Consider the following 23,576-nt stretch of genomic DNA (forward strand, 5'->3'; position numbering starts at 1 on the left):
GAAGGCCAGGAGAGATGGCGAAGGCTCCGCCCTGTACCGGTCCGAAAGTCTGGCCAAGATTCGTCCGGAGGGTGTCACCGCCCTGGCCGGCTTGCGGCTCGGCAGTGTCATCGACCTTCGCACCCTCACCGAGGTGCAGGCCGACGGAACCGACCGGCTCCCGGCAGGCGTCACCCCCGTCCCTCAGCCCGTCGACGACACCAGCCTCTTCGCCTTCATCGCCAATCGGGCCGCCCTCGGTGCCGCCGTCCGTACCGTCGCGAACTCCACCAAGCCGGTCCTGTTCCACTGCTCGGCGGGCAAGGACCGTACCGGAGTCGTCGCCGACACGATCCTGCGTGCTGTGGGCGTGCCCGCGTCGACGGCCGAAATCGACTACCTGCTGTCCAATCAGCTGCGTGCTGCCTCTGACCAGGCCTTGCGAGACCAGCTCAAGGCGGCCGGCTACATGCAGAATCCCGACCTGCTCATCCCTCTCCAGGAGGTGCGCAGCGACTACCTTGCCGCCTTCCGGGACCAGGCCGTGCACGACTACGGCAGCTTCGGGGCCTTCCTGATCAACGGGCTCGGCCTCGACGGATCCACCCTGACTCGCCTGCGGGGCCGCCTCGTCGGCTGAGCTCGGGCAAAGGGGCGCGCGCTCAGGCAGGAGGAGTCAACGGGCGCTCCCGCACACCCTTCAGGTGTGCGTCGAAGACCTCCCGGGCGTCCGGGGCCAGCGTCCGCAGCGCCACCAGCGCCGTGATCGCCACATCGCACAGTTCGGACTGGACGTCCTCCCACGTGTGGGTGACTCCCTTGCGTGGGTTCTGGCCGGTCGCGCCGATCACCGCCTCGGCCACCTCGCCCACCTCCTCCGACAGCTTGAGGATGCGGAGCAGTACGCCCTCGGGGCCGGCGTGCCTGCGGGTCGCCTCCAGGCGGTCCCAGAGTTCGTCGATCGTCGGCCAGAGGGCGGGGGAGGTGTCCGGGTCGCTCATGCCCCGAAGCTTGGCATGCCCCGGCTGGGCTACTCCTCGAACAGCGCCTCATGCCCCGGACGGGGCCAGTCCGCGAAGAGCACCTCATGCCCCGGACGGGGCTAGTCCTCGAACAGGACCTCCTGCTCGCCCTCCGTCTTCTGTCGCACCCGACGGTTTCGTGCTCCTACCACCACCGCCGTAGCCGCCGCCGTCACCCCCAGTGCCACCGGCACCATCCACCCCCGGTCGAAGACATGCCCGGACGCGTGGTCGAGGGAGAGGCGGCCCGGGCCCGCGATGGCCAGGCCCGCTGCCGCCAGGCCCAGGGTGGCCGCGTACTCGTAGCCACCCTCCTGGGCGAAGAAGCCGTTGGGTTTGTGGACCGCCGCAGCCCCGGCCATCGCGCCGGCCGCCGCCGCGCCCGCCGCCGGGGTCGCGAGGCCCAGCGCCAGCAGGGTGCCGCCGCCCGCCTCCGCCAGGCCCGCCGCCGTCGCGCTCGCCTTGCCGGGCGCGTAGCCGACGGACTCCATGAACTGGCCCGTGCCCTCCAGGCCGTGGCCGCCGAACCACCCGAACAGCTTCTGCGTGCCGTGTGCGACGAGCACCCCGCCCGTCCCCAGCCGGAGCAGCAGCAGGCCCAGATCACGTCGGTCGTAACAGGTCACGGTCGTCACTCCTGTCAGCGCCTATGAAGTCCCTTGCCACCGTCGCACCCCGTGCTCCTGCGGGCCCGTCGTGGAGGGCGTTCGGGTGGCGGGGGCGGGGGAGCGGTGTGAGTCTGACGCCATGACGATTCAGCCAGCCAAGCTCAGCGATCCGTCCGTCCGGGCCTTCGTCAACGCCGTGAACTCGCACGACCGCGAGGGCTTCATGTCCCTCCTCTCGCCGGGCGCGACGATGGCCGACGACGGCTCCGACACCGACCTCGCCGAGTGGATCGACCGGGAGATCTTCACCTCCAACGGTCACATCGATGTCGACAACGAGTCCCGGGGCGGCCGCGACCTCATCGCCCGCTACCGCAACGACGCCTGGGGCGAGATGCGCACCAAGTGGCACTTCGAGATCGAGGACGACGGCAGGATCTCCCGGTTCGAGACCGGGCAGGCCTAGTCCCCGGTTCGGGACCGGGCAGGCGTAATCCTCCCGAGCAATCCCCCGAGTAGTCCCCCCTGTGAAACCGCTTGCCCTCGTGTGCGCTCCAACTCCTAGCGTTCTGCGGCATGGAGACCACCAGCAGGACACTGGGACGCAGCGGGATCGAAGTGAGTGCCCTCGGATTCGGGTGCTGGGCCATCGGCGGCGAGTGGCAGGCACCCGACGGGCAGCCCCTCGGGTGGGGGAAGGTCGACGACGAGGAGTCGGTACGGGCCGTCCGCCGTGCCCTCGACCTCGGCGTCACCTTCTTCGACACCGCCGATGTCTACGGCACCGGGCACAGTGAGGAGATCCTCGGTCGTGCGCTGGGGAAGCGGAGGGACCAGGTCGTCGTCGCCACCAAGTGGGGCAACGTCTTCGACGCGGACACCCGCACCCTCACCGGCGCCGACGACTCCCCGGCCTACGCCCGCCGGGCCCTGACCGCTTCCCTGCGCCGCCTCGGCACCGACCACGTCGACCTCTACCAGTTGCACCTCTCCGACGCCGAGCCCGAGCGTGCGGCTCAACTCCGCAATACTTGTGAGGAGTTCGTCAAGGAGGGGCTTGTCCGGGCCTACGCCTGGAGTACCGACGACCCCGCCCGCGCCGCCGTCTTCGCCGAAGGGGAGCACTGCGCGGCCGTACAGCACGCGCTCAACGTGCTGCAGGACGCGCCCGACATGCTGGCCCTGTGCGAGGAGTCGGGGCTCGCCAGCATCAACCGGAGCCCTCTCGCCATGGGGTTGCTGACCGGTAAGCGGCACACCTCCCTGGAGGCCGGGGACATCCGGAGCAGGCCGCCCGCCTGGCTCCAGGGGTTCGGGGGCGACGGGTCCGGTGCCGATCCCGAGTGGGTGAGTCGGGTCGAGGCCCTGCGGGACATCCTCACCAGTGGCGGCCGTACCCCCGCCCAGGGTGCCCTGGCCTGGCTGTGGGCGCGCAGCCCGCGCACCGTGCCGATCCCGGGCTTCCGGACCGTCGCCCAGGCCGAGCAGAACGCCGGCGCGATCGCGAAGGGACCGCTCACCGCCGAGCAGTTGACCGAGATCGATCGCCTGCTCGGGCGATGAGCGGCCCCAGCGAGCCGTAGAAGCGGGTCCAGTGGTCTGTCCCGTACGAGGCCCAACAGGGCCTACTGCGACGTCAGTAGCCGTGACCGCCGTACTGCTGCTGCGCGTACTGCTCCTGCGGATACTGCCCGTTCGCCTGCTGCCCGTACGCCTGCTGTCGACCCGCGCCGCCCCCGCCCTGCTCGGTGAGCGTGATCTGGCCCGCCTTGATGGTGGCCAGGCGCGGGGCGCGGCGGGCGATGGAGGAGTCGTGGGTGACCATGACGAAGGTCAGCCCGTGCTCCCGCCACAGGCCCTCCAGCAGGGCCATGATGTCGTCGCGGGTGCCCTCGTCGAGGTTGCCGGTGGGCTCGTCGGCCAGCAGTACCTTCGGGTTCTTCACCAGTGCGCGGGCGATGGCGACGCGCTGCTGCTGGCCGCCGGACATCTCGGACGGGACGTGGGTCAGGCGCTCGCCCAGGCCGACCGAGCACAGGGCGTCGGCCGCTCGTTCGCGGCGCTCGGCCGGCTTGACGCCGAGCGGGACCAGGGCCGTCTCGACGTTCTCCTGCGCGGTCAGCGTCGGGATGAGGTTGAACGCCTGGAAGATGATGCCGATCTTCTCCGCGCGCAGCCGGGTCAGCTTGGCCTCGCTGATCGTGGCGAGGTCGACGCCGTCCAGTTCGACGCTGCCGGACGAGGGGCGGTCGAGGCCGCCGATCATCTGCAGGAGGGTGGACTTGCCGCCGCCCGTCGGGCCCTGGATGACCAGCTGGTCGCCGTCGGCGATGGTGAGGTCGACGCCGCGCAGCGCCTCCACCGTCTCCTTGCCCCGCGAGTACCGCTTGGTGACGCCGGTGAGTCTGTACATGGGTGCTCCGTGAGTGAACAGAAGGGTGGGTCAGGAGACGCTGCGCAGGGCGTCGGCCGGGCGCATCCGGGAGGCGCGCCAGCCGCCCATGGCGCCGGCGATCAGACCGCCGGCGACCGCGAGGCCGACGGCCAGGGCGATGGTGGTCAGGGAGACGGGCGCGGTCAGCGCGATCTCCAGGGTGTTCTTGGTGGCCTGCTGGCCGGGGCCGCCGCCACCGGGACCGCCGCCCATGCCACCGCCGCCGCTGCTGCCCAGCTCCGCCTGCAGCTTCGGGCTGATCGCGGTGACCGTGTAGGCGGCCGCGAGGCCCAGGGCGATGCCGAGGCCGCCGCCGATCAGGCCGTTGACCATGGACTCGCCGACCACCTGCCGGGTCACCTTGCGGCTCGGCCAGCCGAGCGCCTTCAGGGTGCCGAACTCGCGCACCCGCCGGGACACGGCCGACGAGGTGAGCAGCGCGGCCACCAGGAAAGCGGCGACCAGGACGGTGATCGAGAGCCACTTGCCGACGCTGCCGGCCAGGTTCGAGGCCGTGGACAGCGAGCCGGAGACGGTGGAGGCCAGGTCGGAGGAGGTGGTGACCGTCGTACCGGAGATGTTGCTCTGGATGGTCTTCTTGACGGTGGAGATCTGCTTGGAGTCGGTCGCCTTGACGTAGATCGTGGTGACCTTGTTCTTGGCGTCACCGAGCGACTGGGCCTGCTTCAGCGGCAGGTAGACGTCGGTGGTGGACTCGCTGCTGTCCGGGGTGGCGATGCCGATGACCGTGAACCTGGTGCCGGAGATCTTGAAGGTCGAGCCGACCTTGTACTTCTTCTCCTTGGCGTACGACTTGCCGACGACCGCCACCTTCGCGTCGGTCTGTGCCGAGGTGAAGGTCTTCCCGGAGGTGATCTTCATCGTGGCCAGCGGGCCGAGGGCCTGGTCGGTGACGTCGACGCCGGCCACCGAGTAGCTGTTGACGTTGAAGTTGGCGCCGCCGCCCTGCACCTGCGGCTGCCCGCTGCCGCCGCCGGTGCCGCCGCCCGGGCCGCCCTGCTGCTGGGAGCCGGACGACGAGGTGGACGACTTCGCCTTGCCCTGGGTGAAGGAGCCGTCGACCTTGGTGACGTTCAGGGAGAGGGCGCCCACCGCGCTCGCCACGCCCTTCTGCGCGGCGACCTTCTCGACCAGTGAGGACTTCAGAGCCTGACCGCCCTGTGTCATCACCCGGTCCGAGCTCTGCGAGCTCTTGCTGCTGGACCTGGCGTCGAACTTGAAGTTCGGGCCCTGCGAGCTGCCGGCCTTGGGGGCCGACTGCGCCTTGGTGACCGTCATGTCGGTGCCGAGGCCGTAGAGCGACTTCAGGACCTTGTCCTGCGCCTGCGTCATACCGGCCGACACCGAGTTGACGGTGATGACCAGCGCGATACCGAGCGCCAGACCCATCGCGATGACCAGAGCGGCCTTCTTGCGGCGGCTCAGCTCACGCTTGAGATAGATGCCAAACATCCCGTTCCTCGAAGGTTCTTGGCGCCCGCTGTGGGCGCGGCCACAAGCTAGGGAGGAACCTTTGAGGCGCGCTGAGTAAAGGATGTGTCAGAGCTGAGAAAGCAGGATGGGGGGTCAAATTTTCATAAGACAGCAAATTCCTATGCCAGGGAGGGCCTCCTGCCAGGAAATGCCTGTTGGGTGCGGTGTACGGTCCCCGGGTGCGTGAATGTTCCCGGCTCAGCCGGCGTGCCGCCCTCGGGTTGACGGCCGCCGCCCTCCCCCTGTCCGTGGCCGCCCCCGCCTCCGCCGCGACCGTGATCGGCGGTGAGCGGCTGGCCCGTACCGGAGTCCAGGTGCGCGGCGCCGGCGGCCTGCCCAAGAAGCTCTCCGCCCGCTCGTGGCTGGTCGCCGACGGCGAGACCGGCGAGGTGCTCGCCTCCTTCGACGCGCACCGGCCGCTGGCGCCCGCGTCCACGCTGAAGATGCTGTTCGCGGACACCGTGCTGAAGAAGTTCGAGCGGACCGAGCGGTACAAGGTCACCGACGCCGACCTCGCCGACATCCCGGCCGGCTCCAGCCTCGTCGGCGTCAAGCCCGGCATCACCTACACCGTCGAGCAGCTGTGGCAGGGCGTGTTCCTGCGCTCCGGCAACGACGCGGTGCACGTGCTCGCGCACATGAACGGGGGCGTGGCCAAGACGGTCGCCGAGATGCAGGCCATGGCCGAGGACCTGCAGGCCCTGGACACCCATGTGATCAGCCCCGACGGCTTCGACCACAAGGGCCAACTCTCCTCGGCGTACGACCTCACGCTCTTCGCCCGGCACGGCCTCAAGAACGCCGACTTCCGCGGCTACTGCGGCACCAGGACCGCCGACTTCCCGGCCGGCGGCAAGAAGACCTTCCAGATCCAGAACACCGACCGCCTGCTCACGGGGGCCTGGGGGCTGCACACGTACGACGGTCTCATCGGCGTGAAGAACGGTTACACCAGCCACGCCGGCAACACCTTCACCGGCGCGGCCACCCGGGGCGGCCGCACCCTGCTGGTCACCGTGATGCATCCGGCCGAGGGCAGCAACGCCGTCTACGAGCAGACCGCCGCGCTGCTCGACTGGGGCTTCGGGGCCGGGCGTTCGGCGCAGGCGGTGGGCACGCTCGTCGATCCGATCAGCGAGGGCGGGGCGAGCGCGAGCCCGGCGCCCGAGGGGAAGGCGGCCCGGGCCGCGGCCGGTGCTCCCGGCTCGGCGTCCTCCGGGCACCCCTCGTCGTGGCGGCTGCTGGAGGGTGCGGCCGGTACGGCGGCACTGCTGGGCGTGGGTGCGTGGGCGCTGCGGCGGCGCGTGGTGCGAGCCAAGGCCGCTCGCGCCGAGGTGGCTCGGGCCAGGACGGCGCGGACCGAAGAGGCTCGGGCCGAAGAGACTCGGGCCGAGGTGGAGCCGGAGTCCGGGTCGGGGCCACGGCATCGGCGCTGAGGTACCGGATCGAGTACTGCGGCAGCCGTTCCACCGACCGGTGCGTACCCCGCGGTCCCACGCGAGGTCCACCCCCAACTCCGGTCCGGTGGAACGACTGCCGACTCCCCCCCTCGGTATGGCTACGGAACCCCCATGTTCCAAGTGTGAAGCTCTTGTGGAGGAAAGTTGAGCATATGCGGCCGACGGGCCGCAATAGTGCGGACGTTGAAATTCCGTTTGTGTAACTTGAGGGGCTCGATTCCGGCCCCTCCCGAGCCCCGTCCTCAGCCTCGCCCGATGTACGGCATCGCCGTCGCCAGGACCGTCGCGAACTGCACGTTCGCCTCCAGCGGCAGCTCGGCCATGTGTCGCACGGTGCGCGCCACGTCGGCCACGTCCATCACCGGTTCCGGGGCCACCTCGCCGTTCGCCTGCAGTGCCCCGGTCTGCATCCGGGCCGTCATGTCGGTGGCCGCGTTGCCGATGTCGATCTGCCCGACCGCGATCCGGTACGGCCGTCCGTCCAACGACAGCGACTTGGTCAGGCCGGTCAGCGCGTGCTTGGTCGCGGTGTAGGCGACCGAGTGCGGGCGGGGCGTATGGGCGGAGATGGAGCCGTTGTTGATGATCCGGCCGCCCTGCGGGTCCTGTTCCTTCATCCGCCGGTACGCCGCCTGCGCGCACAGGAACGCCCCGTTGAGGTTGGTGTCCACCACGTGCCGCCAGGCCTCGTAGGCCAGCTCCTCGACCGGCACCCCGCCCGGGCCGAACGTCCCGGCGTTGTTGAACAGCAGGTCGATGCGCCCGAACCGGTCCACGGCCGCCGCGAACAGCGCCTCCACGTCCTCCGGCCGGGACACGTCGGCGCGCACGGCGAGCGCGGGCGACCCGGGCGCCAGCGCCGCCGTCTCCTCCAGCGTCTCGACGCGCCGGCCGGCCAGCACCACCGACCAGCCGGCGCCCAACAGCTCCACGGCGACGGCCCGCCCGATACCGGAGCCGGCGCCGGTCACCACCGCGATCTTCGATTGCCTGTCAGTCATGGCTCCGCAGCGTAGGCGGGAAGTCCGCGATGCGGAATGCAATGTCCGCCATACGGCTACCCGGTGACGGTGGCCACGGCCTCCCCGCGGGCCTCCCCCGGATACCGCACCCCGGTCCGCTCCCGTATCGCGTCCAGCGTCCGCATCACCGCGAGGCTGCCGTCCAGCGGCACCAGCGGCGACTCCTTCTCGCCCGCCCGCAGTGCCCGCATGACCTCCTCGGCCTCGTGCCGGAGGGTGGTGCGCGGGCCGTCGGCGGGGTCGGCGGTGAACTCCTCGGGGTCACGGCCGTCGCGGTGCAGCACGAAGCGGTCGGGGTGGAAGAAGCCGGACGGGATGTCGATGCGGCCGCGCGAGCCGGTCACCGAGGCGGTGACCCCCGTACCGCCGACGATCGAGCAGTGCACCGAGGCCAACGCCCCGCTCTCCCAGGACAGCAGCGCGCCCGTCTGGAGGTCGACGCCCTCGTCGGACAGCACCGCGCGTGCCGCGACCTCGTCCGGCTCACCCAGCAGCAGCTGCGCGAACGACACCGGATACACCCCGAGGTCCAGCAGCGCCCCGCCGCCCAGTGCCGGATTCCGCAGCCGGTGCGCCGGCGGGAAGGGACCCGCGAGACCGAAGTCGGCCTGCACCGTGCGCACCTCGCCGATCGCGCCGTCCGTCACGAGCGCCTTCAACCGCCGGACCAGCGGATTGCAGTACATCCACATCGCCTCCATCAGGAAGCGGTCGCGCTCCTTGGCCAGCGCCACCAGTTCCTCGGCCTGGCGGAGGTTGAGTGTGAACGCCTTCTCGCACAGCACGTTCCGCCCGGCCGTCAGGCACATCCCGGCCGCCGCCCGGTGCGCCGTGTGCGGGGTGGCGACGTACACGACGTCGATGTCCGGGTCCGCGGCCAGAGGCTCCCAGTCGCCGTACGCACGCGTGACCCCGAACCGCTCGGCGAACGCCTGAGCCGACTCCTGGCTGCGCGAGGCCACGGCCACGATCTCCGCGTCCGGCAGGTCCACCAGGTCCGCCGCGAACGCGGCCGCGATCCCGCCGGTCGCCAGGATCCCCCACCGCACGCTCTGCTCCGCCATCCCGCCCCGCCCTCGTTCATGTGTGCCACGGCAGTGTGTACGAGCTGCGAGCATAGAGGCCGATCCAGCAGGAGAGGGAGGGACACATGCCCGAGCACGCGGCGGCACCGACACCGGAAACGGAGCGCCAGTCCACCACCGCACCCGGCTCGGCCGCCGCCACCCGCCGCACCGGTCTGCTCGTCACCTTCGTCCTCGGCGGCCTCACCGCCACACCTCCGCTGGCGATGGACATGTACCTCCCGTCCCTGCCGGAGGTCACCCGCTCCCTGCACGCCCCCGCCGCCACCGTCCAGCTCACCCTCACCGCGTGCCTGGCCGGCATGGCGCTCGGGCAGCTGGTCGTGGGCCCGATGAGCGACCGCTGGGGCCGCCGCCGTCCGCTGCTGACCGGCCTCGCCGTCTACCTCGTCGCCACCGCTCTGTGCGCCTTCGCGCCCACCGTCGAGGCGCTGGTCGCCTTCCGTCTCGCCCAGGGGCTCGCGGGCGCGGCCGGCATCGTCATCGCGCGGGCCGTCGTACGCGACCTCTACGACGGTGTGGCCATGGCCCGCTTCTTCTCCACCCTGATGCTGATCTCCGGGGCCGCGCCGATCGTGGCGCCCCTGATCGGCGGGCAGATCCTCCGGGTGACGGACTGGCGGGGCGTGTTCGTCGTCCTCACCGTGGTCGGGGCCGCGCTCGCCGCCCTCGTCTGGCTACGGCTGCCCGAGACCCTGCCGCCCGCCGAGCGGCACGGCGGGGGAGTGGGACAGGCGTTGAGCTCGATGCGCGGCCTGCTCGCCGACCTGCCCTTCACCGGCTACATGCTCGCCGGCGGCTTCGCCTTCGCCGCCCTGTTCGCCTACATATCCGCCTCCCCGTACGTCGTCCAGGAGATCTACGGCGCCTCCCCGCAGACCTTCAGCCTGCTCTTCGGCGTCAACTCGGTCGGGCTGATGATCGCCGGGCAGGTCAACGGCCGGATCCTGGTGGGCCGGGTCAGCCTGGACAAGGTTCTCGGCACCGGCCTCGCGATCATCGTGCTGGCCGCGACCGCCCTGCTGCTGATGACCGCGGGCACCTTCGGCGAGGTCGGCCTGGCGCCGATCGCCGCCGCCCTGTTCGTCCTCATGTCGGCGATGGGCATCACCCTGCCCAACGCCCAGTCCCTCGCCCTGCTGCGCACCCGGCACGCCGCGGGCTCCGCCTCCGCCCTCCTCGGCACCACCTCCTTCCTCGTCGGAGCGGTCGCCTCCCCGCTCGTCGGCGTGGCCGGGGAGCACACCGCCGTGCCCATGGCGGTCGTCCAACTGGCGGGAGCACTGGTAGCGGCGGCCTGCTTCGTGGGAATGTGCCGTCCCTGGAACACCCGTGCGGGGTCGGAGGGAGAGGACAACTGAGCGCACCCAGACTGCGCGCCGGCACACCCGAACGCGCCGGGCTCGCCCCCCGGGAACTCGAGCACCTGGCCGGTGAGGTGCACGCCCTCACCACCGGAGCACGCCCCTGGGCCGCCGGTGCCGTCGTCATGGCCGGACGCGGGCCCGTGATCGCCGTGGCCGAGGCCGCGGGCTGGGCGGTCCGCTATGCCTCCTACGATCCCGAGACCGACACCGGCGTCGAACTGCCGCCCGCCGACCGGGTCCCGATGACCGTCGACACCCCGTTCGACCTGGCCTCCCTCACCAAGCTCTTCACGTCCGTCGCCGCCGTGCAGCAGATCGAGCGCGGCACCCTCGGCATGGACGCCCGGATCGGCGCCTACCTGCCCGAGTTCACCGCGGCTGCCGCACACGGCGTCACCGTACGGCAGCTGCTCACCCACACCTCCGGACTGCGCCCCGAACTCCCGCTGTACGACTGCCCGGACGCCGGCGCCCTCCTCGCGATGCTCCGCGCGGAGGCCCCCACGTCCGAGCCCGGCCGGTACCTCTACTCGGACCTGAACATGATCCTGCTCCAGTTCGTCCTGGAGCGGATCACCGGCCGCCCGCTCGACGTCCTGATCGAGGACGGCATCACCCGCCCGCTCGGGATGACGGCGACCGCCTTCGGCCCCTGCCCCGGCGCGGCGGCCACCGAGGACCAGCGGCGGCCCTGGGCCAAGGCCGACCGCGGAATGCTGTGCGGCGAGGTCCACGACGAGAACGCCTGGGCGCTCGGCGGGGTGGCGGGCCACGCCGGTCTCTTCTCCACCGCGCACGACCTGGCGGTCTTCTGCCGCGCCCTGCTCGCGGGCGGCGCGTACGGCCCCGCGCGCATCCTCGGCCCCGACTTCGTGGAACTCCTCTTCGCCCCGCCGGGCCTGGGCTTCGCCCTGGACCAGCCGTGGTTCATGGGCGAGCTGGCGGGCAGGGGAGCGGCGGGGCACACCGGGTTCACGGGGACCTCGCTGGTCCTCGACCCGGCGACGGACACGTTCCTGGTGCTGCTGGCGAACACGGTGCACCCCGTACGCAGGCCGCCGGACAGCCGGCCGAGGGCGGCTGCGGCCACGCGTCTGGCGAGAGCGGTGGTCTGAGGCGCACCTCCCGGCCGCCCGAGTCGGACCCCGTGGCGGCGCCTTTCCAGCCGACCGAGACGGGTGGTGGGTGGACATGGGCCGGGGGTCTGGAGGCGGAGCCCCCAGCGAGGCCGGCACCGGCACCGGGCGCCGTAGAATCGCCGGGTGAACGACCCCGTACGCCCGGCCGAGCAACTCCGCGCCACCCTTGCCGACCTGCTCGCGGGGCTACCGCCATCGCAGGCCGCCGGCGCCGTGGAACGGCTGATCGCCAACTACCGCGGGGCCACCCCGACCGACGCCCCGATCCTGCGCGACCGCGCCGACGTCGCCGCGTACGCCGCCTACCGCATGCCGGCCACTTTCGAGGCGGTCCGCTCGGCGCTGGAGGCGTTCGCGGACGCCGTGCCCGACTGGACGCCCGGCAGCCACGTCGACGTCGGCGGTGGCACCGGCGCCGCCACCTGGGCCGTCACCGCAACCTGGCCCGGCGAGCGCAGCGTCACCGTGCTGGACTGGGCCGAGCCCGCACTCGCCCTCGGCCGGGAGATCGCCGAAGCCAACCCCGCGCTGCGGGACGCCCGCTGGCAGCGGGCCCGGATCGGCACGGCGCTCAGCCTCGACAGCGCCGACCTCGTCACGGTGTCGTACGTCCTCAACGAACTCGCCGAGGCCGACCGCACCTCCCTCGTCGACGCGGCCGCGGCCGCCGCCCAGTCCGTCGTGATCGTGGAGGCCGGCACCCCCGCCGGCTACGCCCGGGTCATCGAGGCCCGTGACCGCCTCGTCCGCGCCGGGTTCCGCGTCGCCGCGCCCTGCCCGCACAGCGCCGCCTGCCCCATCGTCCCCGGCACGGACTGGTGCCACTTCTCCGCCCGGGTCAGCCGCTCCTCTCTGCACCGCCAGGTCAAGGGCGGCTCCCTGGCGTACGAGGACGAGAAGTTCAGCTACGTCGCCGCCACCCGGCTGCCCGCCGAGCCGGCCCCCGCCCGGGTGGTCCGGCGCCCGCAGATCCGCAAGGGCCAGGTGCTCCTCGACCTGTGCGAGGCCGACGAGCAGTTGCGCCGCACGACGGTCACCAAGCGCCACGGCGACCTGTACAAGGCGGCCCGGGACGCCGACTGGGGCGACGCCTGGCCGCCGCGGGAGGAAGCGCCCTGACGCCGCAGCCGATCGACGGCACAGCGCGGCACTTCCCGGCGCACTGCTGAACCGGCCGAGCTTGTAGCGTCACCCCATGGTCAAGAAGCCCGCCCCCGACGCCACCCGGCGCAGCGAGAAGTCCCGCAGAGCGATCTACGACGCCGCCCTCGCCCTGGTCGCCGAGGTCGGATACCCGAAGACCACCGTCGAGGGGATCGCCGCCCGCGCCGGGGTCGGCAAGCAGACCATCTACCGGTGGTGGGCGTCGAAGGCGGACGTGCTGATGGAGGCCTTCCTGGACCTCGGCGAGCAGGCGGCCCGGGCGGCGGGGCAGGAGCCGTACGCCATCCCGGACACCGGCGATCTCGCCGCCGACCTCAAGGCGGTGCTGCGGGCCACCGTCGACGAGCTGTACGACCCCCGCTTCGAGGCACCCAGCCGCGCGCTGGCCGCCGAGGGCGTGGTCAACGAGCAGCTCGGCCGCGAGTTCGTCACCAAACTCCTCGAACCCCAGCTCCAGCTGTACGTCGACCGGCTGCGCTCCGCGCAGGACAGCGGCGCGGTACGCCCCGATGTCGACCCGCGCATCGCCCTGGAGCTGTTCGTCTCACCGCTCGCCCAGCGCTGGCTGCAGCACACCGGGCCGATCTCGCACGCGTACACGGACACCCTGGTCGACTACGCCCTGTACGGTCTCGCCCCCCGCTGAGGTGCTGTGAGGCACGTCTCGTCCGGTTCCTCCGGATCCCCGCTCCGGCCCCCCGAAGCATTGGAAGGTGGGACGATAGGGCATGCTGTCCGGACACCAGCGAGGCGAGGCGTATAGATGAGCGCGACGTTCGGCGGCCGGTCCGGCCGGCAGGGCAAACTCTCCCAGTGGCTGCTCGGACGCCGCCCGAAGGAGACCGCCGCCGACGACGGCGGCCGTGAGGCCCTGCTGCTCACCGCCGCCACCGCGGGACTGCCCCTGGCGCCCGCCGCGCACCCCGCCCCCGGCTACCGCTGTTCCTGCGACCGTGTCGGCTGTCCCACCCCGGCCCGGCACCCGGTGTCGTTCGCCTGGCAGACCCAGTCCACGACGGACCGCGCGCAGATCGAGCGCTGGGCCCGGCACCAGCCGCAGGCCAACTTCATCACCGCCACCGGCATGGTGCACGACGTCCTCGACGTGCCGCTGGAGGCCGGCCGGGAGGCGCTGGACCGCCTCCTCGGCGCCGGTGTGGAGGTCGGTCCGGTCACCGAGAGCGACGACGGCCGCATGCTGTTCTTCACCCTCACCCGGGGCACCCCCGAGGACGAGGACGAGTGGTGGCCGTGCGAGCTGGACTGCCACCCCGAGACCATGGACGAGCACCCGGGGCTGCGCTGGCACTGCCGCGGCTCCTACGTCCTCGTACCGCCCGCCCGGCTGCCCGGCGACGACCGGCAGGTGCGCTGGGCCCGCGGCCCGGAGCACGCGCTGCCCGACCCGCTGAGCCTGCTGGAGGTGCTCACGGACGCCTGCGCCCGCCACGCCGGCGCGGAGGCCGACCACGCGGGCGCCGCCTGGCCGCTGCGGCACTGAGCGCTCCGCGGGTCGAGCGGCGGGCGCTTCACGGGGTGCCGCGACAGGCCGTCGGGCGGCTGCGGGTCCGTTGTGGCTCGTCGCGCAGTTCCCCGCGCCCCTTTGGGGCGTTCTACTCGCCCTGTGCCGCCGTCAGGCCCTGGACCCGTCCCAGGATCGACACCGGACCGCTGCCCGCCGGGTCGAGGGCGGCCTCGTTGGAGATGATCTCCAGCGTCAGCGACTGCTTCATCTCGCCCTTGGTCAGGGCCTGCACGTCCTTGTTCGGGGTCGGTACGGAGGTGCCCGCGGCAGCGGTCTGCTTCTCGTAGTGGTGCGTGGTGAAGAAGACCAGCGCCCCGCCGTCCGCCGTGCGCAGCGCGAGCGGCGCGTAGTCGCCGCGGGTCAGCGGCTCGTCGATGTACTGCCGGACCAGGCCCGGCTTCGTCGTCTGCTTCTTGCGGTCCGTGCGCAGGCCGCTGGTGTACCGGCCGTCCGCGAACGTCGTGCCGGCGTTCTTCAGATAGGCCGCGTAGCCCTTGCTCAGGTCGCCGGGGGCCACGGCCAGTTGCGTGGAGTCGGCGGGCACGGCCTCGGCCCAGCCGTCCTTGTCCTTCTTGAACTCCGGTACGTCACCGGCCGCGACCAGCGTCAGATAGGCCACCCGCCACGGGTCGCCGAGGTCGTTGCGGGTGAACACCAGCAGCCAACGGGCGTTGCTGCTTCCGAGGTTGCCCTTGGCGTCCGCGACGAACCAGCGCGGCCAGCCGGCCTTCTTCGGGATCGTGAAATGGGCGTCCGTCAGCGTGAGCTGCACGTGATGCGCGTTGCCCGACGGGCTGTTGGCGTGCCCGGCCTTCAGCCGGGCGCCGTCGATGTCGGCGAGGGCGCCGGTGACATGGTCCTTGTCCAGGGAGCGGTCGTAGGCCTTGTCGGCCTTGTTGTACGCGTCCGTGAACTGGGTGAGCGCCTTGGCGGCCTCGGCGCGGGTGGTGGCGGGAAGCATCTCGCGCTCCCCGTGCACCACCACACATCCGCTCGCCGTCAGTGACATGACGGTCAGTGAGACCGCTATGAGTCCGTTCCGGTCACGCCTGCGGAGCCTTCGACGGCTGCGTTCCCTGGTCATGAGGTGCCTTCACCTTCCCCTTCCCGGAGGCGAACCCTACCGGGGCGAGGAAGATCGCGAGTGTCGGGATCAGGTACAGCAGCCACACCGTGACCTGGACCACGGTCGGGTCGGGCTGGAAGTTGAACACGCCCTTCAGCAGCGTGCCGTACCAGCTGTCCGGCTCGATCGTGTCGCTGATGTCGAAGGCCAGGTCCCGGATGCCCGGGATCCAGTTGGCTTCCTGCAGGTCGTGGAAGCCGTACGCGAGCACGCCCGCCGCGACCACGACCAGCATGCCGCCGGTCCAGGTGAAGAACTTGGCCAGGTTGATCTTCAGCGCGCCCCGGTAGAACAGCCAGCCGAGGACGACCGCCGTGGCGAGGCCGAGGGCCACGCCGATCAGCGGGCGCGGGGTGCCGTCGCTCGCCGCGTGCACCGAGGCCCACACGAACAGGGCGGTCTCCAGGCCCTCCCGGCCGACGGCCAGGAACGCGGTGGCGACCAGCGCGCCCGTGCCCATGGCGAGGGCCGCGTCCAGCTTGCCGTGCAGCTCGGACTTCAGGTGCCGGGCGGTGCGCCGCATCCAGAACACCATCCAGGTCACCAGGACGACGGCGACGACGGACAGCGAGCCGCCCAGCGCCTCCTGCGCCTCGAACGTCAGCTCCTGCGAGCCGAATTCGAGGGCGCAGCCGAAGCCCATCGCGATGGCGACCGCGATGCCGATGCCGATCCAGATCGGCTTCAGGGCGTCCCTGCGGTCCGTCTTCACCAGGTAGGCGATGAGGATGCAGACGACGAGCGACGCCTCCAGGCCCTCACGCAGGCCGATCAGGTAGTTGGAGAACACGGGTTACGCCTCCTCGGAGAACAGCGTGCGGCCCCACCAGTCGTCCTTGCCCCGGACACCGGGCGGGACGGCGAAGACGGCCGAACCCACGTGCTGGATGTACTCGTTGAGCGCGTCCTTGGCCGACAGCTGCCGCTGCAGCGGGATGAACCCCTTGCGCACGTCACGCTGGTAGGCCAGGAAGAACAGGCCCGCTTCCAGGCGGCCCATGCCGTCGGTGCCGTCGGTGAAGGAGTAGCCCCGGCGCAGGATCGTGATGCCGTTGTTGGACTCGGGGTGCGCGAGGCGCACGTGCGCGTCCGGCTTCATCGCCTTCAGGAACGGCTTGTCGTGCTCCTTGGCCTTGCCGACCGGGGCGCCCTCGCCCTTGTCGCGGCCGAAGATGTCCTCCTGCTCCTGCAGCGGGGTCCGGTCCCAGGTCTCGATGTGCATGCGGATGCGCCGGGCGACCAGGTACGACCCACCGGTCATCCACTGCGTGCCGTCGCCCTCGCCGACCCACACGAACTTCTTCAGCCGGTCCGTCTCGATGCCCGCGATGTTGCGGGTGCCGTCCTTGAACCCCATGAGGTTGCGGGGCGTCTGGGCGTCCGGAGTCGTCGACGAGGTCTTGCCGAAGCCGAGCTGGGACCAGCGGATGGCGACCTTGCCGAAGCCGATGCGGGCCAGGTTGCGGATGGCGTGCACGGCGACCTGCGGGTCGTCCGCGCAGGCCTGGACGCACAGGTCGCCGTCGGTGCGCGTCCTGTCGAGGTTGTCGCCCGGGAACTGGGGCAGGTCGACCAGCGCCTCGGGACGCTTGCCGGACAGTCCGAACTTGTCGAAGAACGACGGTCCGAAGCCGATGGTGAGCGTCAGCCGCGAGGGCTTCAGGCCCAGGGCCTCACCGGTGTCGTCCGGCGGCGCCTCGGCGAGCCCGCCGTACGCGCCCTCGCCGACCGCCTTCCCGGCGGTCATCCGGCGCGCGGCCTCGGTCCAGTCCTTCAGCATCTGCACGAACTCGGCGCGGTCCTCGGTCTTCACGTCGAACGCGGCGAAGTGCAGCCGGTCCTGCACCGGCGTGGCGATGCCGGCCTGGTGGGCGCCGTGGAACTCCACGGCGGCGCCCACCTCGGCGGCGGCCGGTTCCACGTCGTTGCCCGCCTTGGCCGCAGCCACGGCACCGCCGGCCGCGGCGGCACCGAGCGCGAGGCCGGCACCACCCCAGCCGATCAGCGTCCGGCGCGAGGGGGAGGAGCCGCCCTGGCTGTCCTGGCTGTCCTGGCTTTCCCGGGTCTCGGTCATGACGCGTCTCCCCTTACTTCACAACCGCGGCGGCGAGCTTGGACAGCGGCTCCGCGAGCGCGTTCACCGCGTCCGAGAGCTGCTTCTGGTCGGCCTTGCCGACCTTGTCGTACGAGGTGAAGTCGTACGAGTTCTTGTCCGTGCGGTACTTGTCGAGCAGCGTGTTCAGCGCCGCGAACTGCTTGTCCAGCTCGGTGGCCAGCGCGGCGTCGTTCTTCTGCGCGACCGGCTTCAGCAGCTCGAACGACTTCTGCGCGCCCTCGACGTTGGCCTTGAAGTCGACCAGGTCGGTGTGCGAGTAGCGCTCCTCCTCACCGGTGACCTTGCCGGTGGCGACCTCGTCGAGCAGCTCCTTGGCGCCGTTGGCCATGGAGGTCGGCGTGATCTCGGCCTTGCCGACCCGGCCCTGCCAGTCCTTCAGGTCGGTCACCAGCTGGTCGGCGAGGGTCTTCTCCTCGGCACCGATCTTCTTGTCCGCCCAGAGCGCCTTCTCCAGGCGGTGCCAGCCGGTCCACTTCTGACCGTCCTCCAGGCCGTCCTCGCGGACGTCGACCTTCGGGTCGATGTCACCGAAGGACTCGGCGACCGGCTCGGTGCGCTCCCAGCCGAGGCGCGAGGGGGCGTACGCCTTCTTGGCGGCCTCGACGTCGCCGTCCTTGATCGCCTTCACGAAGGTCTCGACGAGCGGCAGCGTGGCGTCGGCCTGCTCCTGGGCGTAGGAGCGGTAGTCGGCGACCGCCTTGTCCAGCTGCGGGTCCCGCTTGGCGACCTTGCCGGAGCCGGTGACCGTGAGCTTCTGCCGGACGCCCTTGCCCCTCATGCCCGGGACGCAGGCGATCTCGTACGAGCCCGCCTTGACCTCGGCGGTCAGCGTGTACTTGGTGCCCGGGCCGATGTTCTCCTTCTCGGAGACGATCCGGTCGTCCGGGAACAGGATCTCGACCTCGGTGGCCTTCGACCCCTTGTTCTCGATCTTCAGCGTGACCTGCCCGGCCGGGACCGACTTGGCGGAGGTTTCGCACTTCGAGTCGGCGGCGGTCACCTGGATCGCGTCGCCGTCCTTGGCGTCGCTTTTCGCCGTGCACGCCGAGAGGGCGGTCAGAGCGGCCACGGTGGCGGCGGCGGTGACGGTGAGTCGGACGGCTCGCATGCAGGCTCCAAGCGGGGCGGTGTGGTGAGGCTGGCCTAACTTACATGAGGCTTACCTCACCAATACCCGCCCGGGTCGTGATTCAGCTCTCACGGAAATCTCACAGGCACGGCTTGATCTCGACGTCTCAAAAGAGATCCCAAGGAAAGGTAAAGGGAAAGTCAAGTGATGGGAGGGTGGGGGGTATGGGGAGTGTGCGCAGGGAGCTGCTGGGGGCCGGTGGCATCGTGCTGGACGTACGGGACCGGCCGGATCCTCCGTCGTTGCGCTTCGAGTGCGCGCCCGGTGGTCGGCTGCTGCTGCGGCAGGGGGAGCGGCCGGTGCTGCTGGGCCGCGAGGAACAGGGCGGCTGCTCGCGGGAGGGGCTCTTCGTGCACCGCCTTGCGGGCTACCGCTCACCGCTGCCGCCGCCCCGCTCGGCGCGGCAGCGCCGACCGGGCAACTGGGTCCACCAGTACGCGCGTTGGCTGGAGGAGGCGCCCCAGGACGGGCCCCTGCACAACGGGTGGTGGCTCCTCGGGGAGCGCCACCGGTTTCCGACCTACGTCTGGTGGGGCGACTTCCTGCGGGACTGGCCCGGCGGCCACCTGGACTGGTGCCGTGGCGGCTGGGAGGGCGTCGTACCGCTGCGACCGCTGTCGCCGGAGGACGACCCACGGGTGAAGGCGTACCGGAAGCACGCGCGCGAGGGCACGCTCGCGCCGGTTTTCCTGTGGTGGGTCACACTCCTCGACGGCTGGATGATCCTGGACGGCCACGACCGGGCCGTCGCGTCCCTCGCGGAAGGCCGGACCCCGCCCTGCGTCGTCCTGACCCGGTTGCCGGACGAGGAGGACTGGCGCCGGACCGCCGACGAAGTGACCCGGGGACACGAGCGGGGGATGGAGCGGCTGACCGCCCGCCCCGCCGACCCCGACACCGAGCGGCAGCGGGACACGCTGGTACGGGCGTACGGCGACGTCATGTCCTCGCTGCCGTACGAGCCGGCCCCCACCCGCTCCTGGCCCCTCCCGGGTGGCGCCCCCGCCTGGGACGCGCTTCGCTCGCGCCACGATGTTTCAATTCCGGAGTGACTGATTACGACGTGCTCCGTGTGTTCTGTGCGCCGAACGGCGGCTACGGCAACGAACTCGGTGTCGTCCGGGACGGATCGGTGGTGCCCGAGCGGAGTGAGCGGCAGGAGTTCGCCGCGAAACTCGGGTTCAGTGAGACCGTGTTCGTGGACGACCCCGAGCGCGGGGTGATCGACATCTATACCCCCACCCTGCGTCTGCCCTTCGCCGGTCACCCGTGCGTCGGCACGGCCTGGCTGCTGGACGTGCCCGAACTGGTCACGCCCGCCGGGCTGGTGGGTGCCCGGCTGGACGGCGAGTTCAGCTGGATCGAGGCCCGCGCGGAGTGGGCGCCGCCGCGCACCCTGCGCCAGTACTCCACCGCCGCCGAGGTCGACGCCCTCGACGTGCCGCCGCCCGGTGAGTGGGTCTACGCCTGGGCGTGGGAGGACGAGGCGGCAGGGCGGATTCGAGCCCGTGGCTTTCCCGGCCGTGATGACGGGATCGGGGAGGACGAGGCGACCGGTGCGGCGGCGCTGCTCCTCACCGACCAGCTGGGGCGGGCGCTGAACATCACGCAGGGCAGGGGGTCCCAGATCCTCACGGCGCCTCAGCCGCACGGGTGGGTGGAGATCGGGGGGCGGGTCTTCCTGGAGCGTTAGGCGCTCAGCGGGAACTCCTCGCCCAGGGCCCGGAAGACGGCGGTGTTCAGCGCGAACGCCTTCCTGCACTCGGCCACGATGCGCTGCTTCTCCAGGTCGTCCGCGGAGACGCCGTCCAGCAGGCCCCGGTAGTCACGCTTGAAGGCCGCCGGGTTGGGGATTCCCTCGAACACGTAGAAGCGGACCCCGTCGCCCTTCCTGGCGAAGCCCCACGCCCTCTCCGCCCGGTCGCGGATGATCTGCCCGCCGGAGAGGTCGCCGAGATAGCGGGTGTAGTGATGGGCGACGTACCCGCCCGGCCAGCGCTCGGCGCACTCCCGCACCCGGTCCGCGTACGCCCGCGTCGCCGGGAGCGCGCTCAGTCCCGCTCGCCATCCGGACCCCCGCAGGTGCGCCAGGTCCCGCTCCAGCGCGGCCAGCCGGAACAACTCGGGGCGCACGAAAGGACCCGCCACCGGATCCGCCGCCAGCCGCCCGGCCGTGCTCTCCAACGCCTCGTACACGAACCACAGTTGCTCCGTGTAGCGGGCGTACGCGGTCACGCCCAGCCGGCCGCCCAGCAGGTCGCTCATGAACGTCGACGTCTCCGCCTCCACGTGCTGCTCGTGGGACGCGGTGCGGATGAGGGACGAGAACGACTCCATGGGCTCTCCTCGGTTTGCCGACCTGCTGTCGGTAAGTTTACCGACAGGCTGTCGGAAAAACATCCGGGCAGCGAAAAGCCCGCCCCCGGGGGTCAGGGCGGGCTGCGGGAAGGTGGCGGTGGTTTACGGCAGGGTGAGGATTTCCGCGCCCGTGTCCGTCACGACCAGCGTGTGCTCGAACTGGGCCGTCCGCCTGCGGTCCTTGGTCACGACCGTCCAGCCGTCGTCCCACATGTCGTACTCGTGCGTGCCCAGCGTCAGCATCGGCTCGATGGTGAAGGTCATGCCGGGCTGCATGACGGTCGTCGCGTGCGGGCTGTCGTAGTGCGGGATGATCAGGCCCGAGTGGAACGACGAGCTGATGCCGTGCCCGGTGAAGTCCCGTACGACCCCGTAGCCGAAGCGCTTGGCGTACGACTCGATGACCCGGCCGATGACGTTGATCTGCCGGCCCGGCCGGACCGCCTTGATCGCCCGGTTGAGTGACTCCCGGGTCCGCTCCACCAGCAGCCGCGACTCCTCGTCCACGTCACCGACGAGGTACGTGGCGTTGTTGTCACCGTGCACCCCGCCGATGTACGCCGTCACGTCCAGGTTGACGATGTCGCCGTCGTTGAGGACCGTCGAGTCCGGGATGCCGTGGCAGATGACCTCGTTGACCGAGGTGCACAGCGACTTCGGGAAGCCGCGGTAGCCGAGCGTGGACGGGTAGGCGCCGTGGTCGCACATGTACGCGTGGGCCACCTTGTCCAGCTGGTCGGTGGTCACACCCGGCGCGATGATCCTCGCGGCCTCCGCCATCGCCTGCGCGGCGATACGGCCGGCGACGCGCATCGCCTCGACGGTCTCGGGGGTCTGCACCTCCGGTCCGGTGTACGGCGTCGGCGCGGGCTTGCCGACGTACTCGGGGCGGCGGATGTTTCCGGGTACCGAACGGGTGGGAGACAGCTCCCCTGGTACGAGCAGCGACTGGCCAGACATGCCAGCGAGTCTAACCAGCGGGCATGGGGGAACATGGCCGTGGCGAGAGGAGCTGTTCATGCCCCTGTTCAAGAAGCGCACCGTCGGTAAGCCGGGCGAGTGGTACTACTGCCTGGAGCACAAGAAGGTCGAAGAGGGCCCGGAGTGCCCGGGCAAGGACCGCTTCGGGCCGTACGCCTCCCGGGAGGAGGCCCAGCGCGCCATGGACACGGCGGCCGAGCGCAACCTGGAGTGGGACACCGACCCCCGCTGGCACGACGCCTCGGCACGCGGTGACCAGGACGCCGACCAGGACTGATCACACCTGCGTGGGTGCGGTGGCGGTGCGCTGCTCGCGCAGCCGCACCGCGTGCTCGTTGGTCCGGGCGTCGTAGGTCATCAGCCCCGGCAGACACAGGGCCAGCAGCCCCATCGCGCCCACGCACAGCAGTCCGCCCGACCACACGGACGTGCGTACGCCCGCCCACGCGGCGACCCCGCCCGAGCGGACCTGGCCCAGCGTCGGGCCCACCGAGTACGACAGCAGTTCGATGCCGGCGAGGCGGCCGCGCAGTTCGTCGGGGATCGTCTGGTTCCACATCGCGGCCCGGAAGACCCCGCTGACCATGTCGCAGCCGCCGGCGACGGTCAGGAGCAGCAGCACCAGCCACACGTTGCCGACGACTCCCGCGGCCGCGACCGCCACGCCCCACAGCGCGGCCGACAGCACCACCATGCGTCCGTGCCCGTGCACCCGGGAGGTCCAGCCGCTGGTCAGGCCGACCACCATCGCGCCCAGCGGGACGGCCGCGTACATCAGGCCGAGCGCCCACTCGGCGTGCAGCTCGTCGGCGAGGAACGGCAGGACGGCGAGGGGCATGGCCAGGAACATCGCGGCGAGGTCGACGACGTAGGTGCCGAGGAGTTCCTTGCGGCTCCAGGCATAGCGGGCGCCCTCGGCGATGGCCCGCAGGTTCGGCTTCGCGGCCTCGTGGGAGGCGGGGGAGGGGGCGATGCGGACGATGAACAGCAGGGACACGGCGAACGTCAGCAGGTCGGCGGCGTAGGCCCAGCCGAGGCCGGCGTAGGCGACGACCACGCCCGCGATCGCCGGTCCGGCCACTCCGCCGACCGTCCAGCGCAGGGAGTTCAGGGAGGACGCCGCGGGCAGGTGGTCGTGGGCGACGATCCGGGGGAGCAGGGAGTCCAGGGCGGGGCGCTGTACCGAGACCAGTGCGGAGGAGAGGGCTGCGACGAGGTAGAGCGGCCAGACGGCGGGGCTGGGCAGCAAGGCGTTGACCAGCAGGGCTGCGCTGAGGAGGCCCTGGCCGGCCTCCGTCCACACGATCAGCCGGCGTTTGTCGAGTGCGTCCGCGAGGGCGCCGCCGTACAGGCCGAAGACGATGAGGGGGATCAGCTCCACGGCTCCGATCGCGCCCACGGCTGCCGCCGAGCCGGTGAGGTCCTTCAGTTGGACCGGCACGGCGACGAAGGTCAGGAAACTGCCGAAGTTGCTGATGAGACCTGATGCCCAGAGTCTGCGGAAGTCGGCGGAGGCCTTCCAGGGGGCGAGGTCGGGGAGGAGAGCTGAAGCCACTTCGGCATGCTC

At 71.4% G+C, this 23,576-nt stretch carries 25 protein-coding genes; 12 read left to right on the forward strand and 13 right to left on the reverse strand.

Annotation, left to right across the window (positions count from 1 at the left end; genetic code table 11):
• The first annotated feature begins 31 nt into the window (after positions 1 to 31).
• Positions 32 to 619, forward strand: coding sequence for a tyrosine-protein phosphatase (locus ACIRVH_RS18790; protein ID WP_403954927.1), 588 nt, complete (start codon positions 32 to 34; stop codon positions 617 to 619).
• A 22-nt stretch (positions 620 to 641) separates the two neighbouring features.
• On the opposite strand, the gene ACIRVH_RS18795 is transcribed toward ACIRVH_RS18790, so the two are convergent.
• Entirely contained in the window at positions 642 to 980 is a 339-nt protein-coding gene (locus ACIRVH_RS18795; protein ID WP_403954320.1) for a MazG-like family protein, read from the reverse strand.
• 101 nt (positions 981 to 1,081) lie between these two features.
• A complete protein-coding gene (locus ACIRVH_RS18800) occupies positions 1,082 to 1,627 on the reverse strand; it encodes a DoxX family membrane protein (protein WP_403954322.1) in 546 nt (181 codons plus the stop codon).
• A gap of 121 nt (positions 1,628 to 1,748) precedes the next feature.
• On the opposite strand from ACIRVH_RS18800, the gene ACIRVH_RS18805 reads away from it, so the two are divergent.
• Both ACIRVH_RS18805 and ACIRVH_RS18810 read left to right on the forward strand, forming a co-directional pair.
• Positions 1,749 to 2,075 carry a nuclear transport factor 2 family protein gene (locus tag ACIRVH_RS18805; protein ID WP_403954323.1) on the forward strand — a complete coding sequence of 109 codons (327 nt, stop codon included), beginning with the start codon at positions 1,749 to 1,751 and terminating at the stop codon, positions 2,073 to 2,075.
• 110 nt (positions 2,076 to 2,185) lie between these two features.
• A complete protein-coding gene (locus ACIRVH_RS18810) occupies positions 2,186 to 3,172 on the forward strand; it encodes an aldo/keto reductase (RefSeq protein ID WP_403954326.1) in 987 nt (328 codons plus the stop codon).
• 73 nt (positions 3,173 to 3,245) lie between these two features.
• On the opposite strand, the gene ACIRVH_RS18815 is transcribed toward ACIRVH_RS18810, so the two are convergent.
• Both ACIRVH_RS18815 and ACIRVH_RS18820 read right to left on the reverse strand, forming a co-directional pair.
• Positions 3,246 to 4,022 (reverse strand): ABC transporter ATP-binding protein, encoded by a 777-nt coding sequence (locus ACIRVH_RS18815; protein WP_403954329.1) that lies wholly within the window; start codon positions 4,020 to 4,022, stop codon positions 3,246 to 3,248.
• Positions 4,023 to 4,052: 30 nt separating this feature from the next.
• Positions 4,053 to 5,516 (reverse strand): ABC transporter permease, encoded by a 1,464-nt coding sequence (locus ACIRVH_RS18820; RefSeq protein WP_403954332.1) that lies wholly within the window; start codon positions 5,514 to 5,516, stop codon positions 4,053 to 4,055.
• A 200-nt stretch (positions 5,517 to 5,716) separates the two neighbouring features.
• Here ACIRVH_RS18820 and ACIRVH_RS18825 point away from each other — a divergent pair, with 200 nt between their 5' ends.
• Positions 5,717 to 6,973, forward strand: coding sequence for a D-alanyl-D-alanine carboxypeptidase family protein (locus ACIRVH_RS18825; protein WP_403954334.1), 1,257 nt, complete (start codon positions 5,717 to 5,719; stop codon positions 6,971 to 6,973).
• Positions 6,974 to 7,239: 266 nt separating this feature from the next.
• Here ACIRVH_RS18825 and ACIRVH_RS18830 read toward each other — a convergent pair whose 3' ends face one another.
• Together ACIRVH_RS18830 and ACIRVH_RS18835 are read right to left on the reverse strand one after the other, a co-directional pair.
• On the reverse strand, positions 7,240 to 7,998 hold the full coding sequence (locus tag ACIRVH_RS18830) for an SDR family oxidoreductase (RefSeq protein WP_403954337.1): 759 nt from the start codon (positions 7,996 to 7,998) through the stop codon (positions 7,240 to 7,242).
• 56 nt (positions 7,999 to 8,054) lie between these two features.
• Positions 8,055 to 9,083 carry a Gfo/Idh/MocA family protein gene (locus ACIRVH_RS18835; RefSeq protein ID WP_403954340.1) on the reverse strand — a complete coding sequence of 343 codons (1,029 nt, stop codon included), beginning with the start codon at positions 9,081 to 9,083 and terminating at the stop codon, positions 8,055 to 8,057.
• Positions 9,084 to 9,169: 86 nt separating this feature from the next.
• Between ACIRVH_RS18835 and ACIRVH_RS18840 the strand changes: the two genes are divergently transcribed.
• The 5 genes from ACIRVH_RS18840 (at position 9,170) to ACIRVH_RS18860 (ending at position 14,275) form a co-directional block, all read left to right on the forward strand.
• A complete protein-coding gene (locus ACIRVH_RS18840) occupies positions 9,170 to 10,465 on the forward strand; it encodes a multidrug effflux MFS transporter (RefSeq protein WP_403954342.1) in 1,296 nt (431 codons plus the stop codon).
• Positions 10,417 to 11,586, forward strand: a complete 1,170-nt coding sequence (locus ACIRVH_RS18845; RefSeq protein ID WP_403954345.1) for a serine hydrolase domain-containing protein — start codon at positions 10,417 to 10,419, stop codon at positions 11,584 to 11,586. The genes ACIRVH_RS18840 and ACIRVH_RS18845 overlap by 49 nt, the downstream gene beginning before the upstream one ends.
• A 147-nt stretch (positions 11,587 to 11,733) precedes the next feature.
• Positions 11,734 to 12,729, forward strand: a complete 996-nt coding sequence (locus tag ACIRVH_RS18850; RefSeq protein WP_403954348.1) for a small ribosomal subunit Rsm22 family protein — start codon at positions 11,734 to 11,736, stop codon at positions 12,727 to 12,729.
• Positions 12,730 to 12,805: 76 nt separating this feature from the next.
• Positions 12,806 to 13,420 carry a TetR/AcrR family transcriptional regulator gene (locus tag ACIRVH_RS18855; protein ID WP_403954350.1) on the forward strand — a complete coding sequence of 205 codons (615 nt, stop codon included), beginning with the start codon at positions 12,806 to 12,808 and terminating at the stop codon, positions 13,418 to 13,420.
• Between the two features lie 117 nt (positions 13,421 to 13,537).
• Positions 13,538 to 14,275, forward strand: coding sequence for a bifunctional DNA primase/polymerase (locus ACIRVH_RS18860; protein WP_403954353.1), 738 nt, complete (start codon positions 13,538 to 13,540; stop codon positions 14,273 to 14,275).
• A gap of 112 nt (positions 14,276 to 14,387) precedes the next feature.
• On the opposite strand, the gene ACIRVH_RS18865 is transcribed toward ACIRVH_RS18860, so the two are convergent.
• The 4 genes from ACIRVH_RS18865 to efeO are packed head-to-tail and all read right to left on the reverse strand — an operon-like array spanning position 14,388 to position 18,649.
• Positions 14,388 to 15,383, reverse strand: a complete 996-nt coding sequence (locus ACIRVH_RS18865; protein ID WP_403954355.1) for a hypothetical protein — start codon at positions 15,381 to 15,383, stop codon at positions 14,388 to 14,390.
• On the reverse strand, positions 15,343 to 16,215 hold the full coding sequence (gene efeU / locus ACIRVH_RS18870; protein WP_403954358.1) for an iron uptake transporter permease EfeU: 873 nt from the start codon (positions 16,213 to 16,215) through the stop codon (positions 15,343 to 15,345). The genes ACIRVH_RS18865 and efeU overlap by 41 nt, the downstream gene beginning before the upstream one ends.
• Positions 16,216 to 16,218: 3 nt before the next feature.
• Positions 16,219 to 17,499, reverse strand: a complete 1,281-nt coding sequence (efeB, locus tag ACIRVH_RS18875; RefSeq protein WP_403954360.1) for an iron uptake transporter deferrochelatase/peroxidase subunit — start codon at positions 17,497 to 17,499, stop codon at positions 16,219 to 16,221.
• A gap of 13 nt (positions 17,500 to 17,512) precedes the next feature.
• Positions 17,513 to 18,649, reverse strand: coding sequence for an iron uptake system protein EfeO (gene efeO / locus ACIRVH_RS18880; RefSeq protein ID WP_403954363.1), 1,137 nt, complete (start codon positions 18,647 to 18,649; stop codon positions 17,513 to 17,515).
• Positions 18,650 to 18,834: 185 nt separating this feature from the next.
• Here efeO and ACIRVH_RS18885 point away from each other — a divergent pair, with 185 nt between their 5' ends.
• Together ACIRVH_RS18885 and ACIRVH_RS18890 are read left to right on the forward strand one after the other, a co-directional pair.
• The gene (locus ACIRVH_RS18885; protein ID WP_403954365.1) at positions 18,835 to 19,722 is read left to right on the forward strand and encodes a hypothetical protein; all 888 of its coding nucleotides are present in this window, start codon (positions 18,835 to 18,837) and stop codon (positions 19,720 to 19,722) included.
• Positions 19,719 to 20,363, forward strand: a complete 645-nt coding sequence (locus ACIRVH_RS18890) for a PhzF family phenazine biosynthesis protein (RefSeq protein ID WP_403954368.1) — start codon at positions 19,719 to 19,721, stop codon at positions 20,361 to 20,363. The genes ACIRVH_RS18885 and ACIRVH_RS18890 overlap by 4 nt, the downstream gene beginning before the upstream one ends.
• Here ACIRVH_RS18890 and ACIRVH_RS18895 read toward each other — a convergent pair.
• On the reverse strand, positions 20,360 to 21,007 hold the full coding sequence (locus tag ACIRVH_RS18895; RefSeq protein WP_403954370.1) for a heme oxygenase (biliverdin-producing): 648 nt from the start codon (positions 21,005 to 21,007) through the stop codon (positions 20,360 to 20,362). The two genes, ACIRVH_RS18890 and ACIRVH_RS18895, sit on opposite strands and share 4 nt — an antisense overlap.
• Positions 21,008 to 21,130: 123 nt before the next feature.
• Positions 21,131 to 21,988 (reverse strand): type I methionyl aminopeptidase, encoded by an 858-nt coding sequence (gene map / locus ACIRVH_RS18900; RefSeq protein ID WP_403954372.1) that lies wholly within the window; start codon positions 21,986 to 21,988, stop codon positions 21,131 to 21,133.
• 58 nt (positions 21,989 to 22,046) lie between these two features.
• Between map and ACIRVH_RS18905 the strand changes: the two genes are divergently transcribed.
• Positions 22,047 to 22,286, forward strand: a complete 240-nt coding sequence (locus ACIRVH_RS18905; RefSeq protein WP_403954374.1) for a hypothetical protein — start codon at positions 22,047 to 22,049, stop codon at positions 22,284 to 22,286.
• On the opposite strand, the gene ACIRVH_RS18910 is transcribed toward ACIRVH_RS18905, so the two are convergent.
• On the reverse strand, positions 22,287 to 23,564 hold the full coding sequence (locus ACIRVH_RS18910) for an MFS transporter (protein ID WP_403954376.1): 1,278 nt from the start codon (positions 23,562 to 23,564) through the stop codon (positions 22,287 to 22,289).
• Positions 23,565 to 23,576: the final 12 nt, after the last annotated feature.

The organism is Streptomyces sp. NPDC101165 (assembly GCF_044768135.1).
Taxonomy (GTDB): domain Bacteria; phylum Actinomycetota; class Actinomycetes; order Streptomycetales; family Streptomycetaceae; genus Streptomyces.